We start from the raw sequence: 5,181 nt of genomic DNA, 5'->3' as shown, positions 1-5,181 counted from the left end.
GCGGGGACGCCATGGGCCATCGCCTCGATGACCGGCAGCCCGAAGCCCTCCGAGCGGCTCGGCGCGAGCAGTGCGGTGGCCCGTGACAGCACCACCGCGAGGTCGGGGTCGTCAAGGCGCCCCAACGCGTGAATCCGGGCCGGGTCGAGGCCCAGCCGCGCGGCTTCGACCCGCAGGTCCAGCCCACCCCAACCGGGTGAACCGACATGCACCAGTGACAGTGCGGACGCGGCAGGCGCGGTGGATGTCGCAGGCGCGGTGGATGTCGCAGGCGCGGTGGATGTGGCGGACGCGGCAGGCCCGACGACGGGCTCAGCCAGCTCAGCCAGCGCGGCCAGGACGGTGTCCAGACCCTTGCGGGGCTCGAGGGTGGCCAGAGTGAGCAGATATCCGCCGCCCGGAAGACCGAGCCGGGCGGCGCGGGCATCGGCGTCCGCCGGGATGGTCACGACCGCCTCGGCCACGCCCTCGCCGATGACGTGCAACCGGTCGGCCGGAATCGGCAGATGTGCCCGGATGTCGGCGGCGACGGCCCTGGTCGGCACGATCACGGCATCGGCCTGGCGGGCGGCGCGCCCGCCCATCTGACGGTGCCACCGGGCACCGTGGGTTGTCAGAGTGTGCGGATGGGTCCACGGCACCGCGTCGTGGATCGTCACCACGAGCGGCACGCCGCGCCGCCGCGGCGGGACGAGCAGCGTGGGGGCGTGCACAATCCCCACAGCGCTCGGCGCTGGCCCGTAGCCGCGCAGCCACGCGGTGGCAAGACCGCGTCGGGGCAGCGGCAGCCGGATGGGACCGACCACGCCCGGCACTGCCGCGCCGTCCGCTTCGCGTTCTCCCCGCCAGGCACACCAACTGATCACGCTCTCGCCCGGCCGCGCCACCCTGGCGAGCGCGGCGGCAAGCTCGGCGGAGTACCGCCCCGTTCCGCCCGGCACCGGTGCCAACATCTGCTCGACTAAGAATCCGACCCGCACAAATGAGCATCCTCGCGTATTGATCGCCGACGTCAACCATCGCACGTCACGTCCGCCGCGTACGCCGCGTCTCGGCCCCATCCGCCAGGCCCGCGGCGGGCGGCCACGGCCATGATCGGCCCATCCACCGGTGCGGCCACGACGATGATCGGCGCGAGTTTGTCGCTATGTACGCTTTTCGGCCGAATAGGCGTACCCAACGACAAACTCGCGCCGATCTTGCTAGCGCCACGACGTACATCCTGCGGCTACGGAGAAGGCGTCGCCTGCACCCTGGTCGCTGTCGGCACGCTGGTCGCCGCCTGCACGCTGGCCGCCGCCGGCCCAGCCGTAAAGGTCGGCACCGGCGGATTTCGAATCGGCGGTCCACCCTCGGGATTCACCGCCCGCGGCCTCGCATCGAACGGCACCATCGGCGGCGGACCAGCCGGCCGCGCCTCTGGTCGCCGCGGCCGCGACGTCGGTTGCGAGCCGGCGACGGCCAGCCTTCCACCACCGCTGGGACGACCACCGGCGACCATACGACTACCAGTCGCACTTGTCGTGCCTGGCGTCGGAAAACCCGTCCCGCCATCGGACGTCGGGGTGGCAGACGGCCCGCCAGGTGTGACGGTCGGCGTGCCGTCAGTACGGTCAGCCGTCACATCCGCCCCGTTGGGGGAGGCAGGCGCCGTCGACAGCACAGTTTTGGGCTCACCCACCGGCTTGGAGTCCGGCGAGCAGCCCACGAGGAGAACCAGCGCACTCGCGGCGGCCAGCCCTACCCCCGCACCAGTGCCGGGCGCCGGTAGCCGGGTTCGCCTGACCAGACCACCACGAATCATAACAATCACTATACGGATCGCAGAGACGACACATCCGACAGATCGACCGCGCTGTCGGCTACGGTGCCTCCCTGGTCCGCTGACCTGCCGACACCGTGTTCCTACTGATCAGCGACCTGATCGAAGACGGGGACCAGTCGTCGCTCGTCGCCCGGCTGCGGGCGTTGGTCGAATCGGGGGTATGCGTCGTCGTCCTACTCGCCCTCTCCGACGACGGCACCCCCGCCTACGACCACGCGCTCGCCGCAACCTGCGCCGAACTCGGCGCGCCCGCGTTCGCCTGTACCCCGGACGCATTCCCCGAACTACTGGCGACGGCGCTGCGACGTGAGGACGTGGGACGGTGGGCCGCCACCCACGGCGCTACAGCAGCAGGGTGAGCGCTGCGCGGTGCCTGGGCCTGACGGCAGAGAAGTGGCGGCGGTCGATGGTGGCGACCCGCTCCACTCCGTATCGTTCCGCAACGGCGATGACGGAGGCGTCCGTCGCACCGAGCGGGAAGTCCGCATACTTGCGCACCAGCTCACTGATCCGCCGCAGATCCTCGGCCATCAGGTGGACCAGCTCGAAGGTGCCCAGGGCGACCTCGTCGACGAAGCCCGCCTCGATCCGGGGGAAGTCCTCGAAGGCCCAGCACACCTCGGTGAACACCGGGCTGGGCAGTAGTCGCGGTCCGATGATCTTGGCAACAAACGGGGCAGACTCGGCGTGCCGGTCATCGCTCTTGTCGAACGCAGCGATGAGCGGATCGCTGTCGAAGACCGTCGTGATCACGAGGAAGGCGGGTGGCGACGCTGGATCCGCTCGCGAAAGTAGTCGTCGTGCCGCTCGGCGACGTCTGTGCGCCCAGTCTCCACGGCACCGATCAGGGCTAGCAGGCCCGCCGGAACTTCTTCCTCGGCTTCGGGCTCGACGGATGGAACACTCTCGGTCAGCGCCTCGACGACCTGGCCCAGTTCCTCGTCCTGCGTGACGAGCAGCCGCAGGCGTCGCACCTGGGCCGGGGTGAGCCGATCCACCAGGTGATGCATGTCTTCGTAGTCGAACGCGGCGGTCACGCAAGCAGTGTAGGACGGCGCAGCGGCCCCGGTCTGCCCGCTCGGCAGAGGTTCACCCGTGCTGGCGTGCACGGTGTCAGGCACGGCCCGGAGCGATCGTGATTGGGTGTAGTTCCGCTCAAGTGAGATCGTTGCGCTAGTGATCTTCGAGTGATGTGCTGGGGTTGATCAAGAAGGGGGCTCCTTCTCGCTACGTTCCGTGGTGACGAAACCATTGGGACGTGACAGCAAAAAGGAGCCTGCGTGCCAGGGTACGAGGAACCGTCAGCGGCGGCGACGGCGGGGCCGTTCACCGAGGCCAGAGAGCGCTACCGTGCGCTCGAGGCGCTGCTCGCGGGCGCGGACAGCCGCTCGTCCACGCACGACCAGGTCGAGGACCTGATCGACCGGCACGGCCGGGAGGTGCTGCGCGCGCTGCTGCAGGGACATCTCGACCTGCGCGCCCAGGCCGAGACACGGGCTGACCCGCCGCCGGTCGGGGCCGACGGCGTGCCCCGCACCCGCACCGAACGCGGCCACACCCGGCGGCTGGTATCCCAGTTCGGGCAGGTCACGGTCACCCGCAACGCCTACCGGGCCCCGAAGACGGGCAACCTGCACCCGGCGGACGCGGCGCTGAACCTGCCGGCCGGGCTGTACTCGCACACCCTCGCGCGCAGGCTCGCCCTGGAGGCCGTCCGGGGCTCGTTCGACGACGCGGTCGACGCGGTCGCCCGCGCGACCGGCCAGGTAATGGGCAAACGGCTGGCCGCCGAGCTCGTCCGGGACTGCGCCGCCGACATGGCCGCCTTCTACCTTAGTATTACCCGAAAACGACCCGGAGCCGCGAACGACTACGGTCATCCGTCCACGGAACAACCGCCATCGGCGAGGCACCTGACGATGACCCCTGCAAAGCAGTGGCAATATCACCCGCGAATGTCATAGCGGTGACCGCGGGCATCTCAACCACATTTTCGATCGACTCAGGACCACCCAGGGCGACAGAAGGAACGTAGACCCAATGCTTATTTGAAGCGACTGCCCTTCGGCGACGAACCACCTCTAATGTAATTTCGTCATAGGGTCGCTCGGCATTTCGCAAGAACTCATCGACAAGAAATTCTTCGAAAGATCCGGCAATTACCTCGGAACGCAATAGTGTGCCTTCAAGGAAGTAAACCTCCTCCCCCATTGCACCCGACTCGCCTCTTCGGTAAGCATATTGGTCCCCCCAAGCCGTCTCACCAAAAATCATATACGGATCAACCTGCTCACCCCAGGCGAATCGCCAAGTATCCCATGCATTCCATGTTAGAAGATCAAGAAAAGGCTCTTCCCTCACACCAAATAGTCGAAAGGCTCCATGATAGACCGTCATCCCGTTCAACAACTGCAGCAGCTCTAGATGAGGTACAGGAAACAATTCTAATGGCGTTCTTAGAGCCGAGTCCGGGTCTAGAGCCGGACCTATATCATCAGCGAGTGGTCGCAACACTCGCTCTATTTCCCAAGGCGTCATATTGGCCTTCCATCGACGGTGAACCTTTCCAGTAGCATCCCCACTCTCGACCCAAGAACCCCACCACAAACCTGGTTCGAGCAACCAGGCATGTCGATCCAGCCCGCCGGAGGACTCGCCTGCCCTGAGACAGCCGTGTCGGGCACATGTCCAGCCTGCCCAGTGTACGGGGTACCCGTTCGTGCAGCACGAAGGCGCTCAGCGCGTGCCGCCGCACTTGCCTCGGCACGCAGCGCACCGTTCGTCGAACGGATCACCTGCGGCCCATTATCGGCTAGCCAAGCGTTCGTACGCGCTGCATAAGCACGAATCGCCGCAGCCTCGCCGGCAGTCCGACCTGCTGTCGATAGATCAACCGTACTTCCCTTTGAGCTACTTTCCGGTCCAGCATTCTGCTGCTCGTCTCCGTTGTCGGGGTTGGTGGGTGAGTCGGGGAAGGTCGGCGGGGCCGGAGGCTTACCGCCACCGGGCGGACCGCCCTTGCCACCCGCAGCCGGATCAGATCCGGGCTCGTCCGGCACACAAGTCATCACCAGCGGCGACGGACCCCCCGCCGAGGCACAGCTACCATCCGTGCCCTGCCCAGACGCCCCATCCCCCGACGGCAACGCATCCGCACAGACACCCGGCCCGCACTCTTCAAGCTCCAACGGCGTCCCCGCCGGCGACGAACCAGCAGGCCACTCAATATTCGGCAACGACGACAGCGCCGTCCCCGCCGGCGGCTGCGCCTTCAACTGCGGCAACGGGATCGGTGGAATCGACCGCTTCAACGACGAACCCGCGTTCGTACTCGCCCTACCCTTGACACCACCGCC

At 67.3% G+C, this 5,181-nt stretch carries 5 protein-coding genes and 1 pseudogene; 3 read left to right on the top strand and 3 right to left on the bottom strand.

From position 1 onward, the window contains the following. Window positions 1-980, bottom strand: a 980-nt coding sequence (locus U9978_RS16670) for a glycosyltransferase (protein WP_322762058.1), incomplete at its 3' end; no start/stop codon positions are given. Window positions 981-1,899: 919 nt separating this feature from the next. Here U9978_RS16670 and U9978_RS16665 point away from each other — a divergent pair. Next, the gene (locus tag U9978_RS16665) at window positions 1,900-2,184 is read left to right on the top strand and encodes a VWA domain-containing protein (RefSeq protein ID WP_322762057.1); all 285 of its coding nucleotides are present in this window, start codon (window positions 1,900-1,902) and stop codon (window positions 2,182-2,184) included. Here U9978_RS16665 and U9978_RS16660 read toward each other — a convergent pair. Further along, window positions 2,168-2,578 (bottom strand): type II toxin-antitoxin system VapC family toxin, encoded by a 411-nt coding sequence (locus U9978_RS16660; protein ID WP_322762056.1) that lies wholly within the window; start codon window positions 2,576-2,578, stop codon window positions 2,168-2,170. The genes U9978_RS16665 and U9978_RS16660 overlap by 17 nt on opposite strands. Continuing rightward, window positions 2,575-2,946, bottom strand: a complete 372-nt coding sequence (locus U9978_RS16655; protein ID WP_322762055.1) for a hypothetical protein — start codon at window positions 2,944-2,946, stop codon at window positions 2,575-2,577. The genes U9978_RS16660 and U9978_RS16655 overlap by 4 nt, the downstream gene beginning before the upstream one ends. A 159-nt stretch (window positions 2,947-3,105) precedes the next feature. Between U9978_RS16655 and U9978_RS16650 the strand changes: the two are divergent. Continuing rightward, window positions 3,106-3,657 (top strand): annotated as a pseudogene (locus U9978_RS16650) (ISKra4 family transposase); the annotation flags it as partial. Between the two features lie 1,279 nt (window positions 3,658-4,936). Further along, the coding region (locus U9978_RS16645; protein WP_322762054.1) for a hypothetical protein at window positions 4,937-5,181 on the top strand (245 nt) is incomplete at its 3' end.

The sequence above is a fragment of the Protofrankia sp. Cr2 genome, from assembly GCF_963555885.1.
In the GTDB taxonomy this organism is placed as follows: Bacteria; Actinomycetota; Actinomycetes; order Frankiales; family Frankiaceae; genus Protofrankia.
This window is presented reverse-complemented; position numbering and strand designations above follow the sequence as displayed.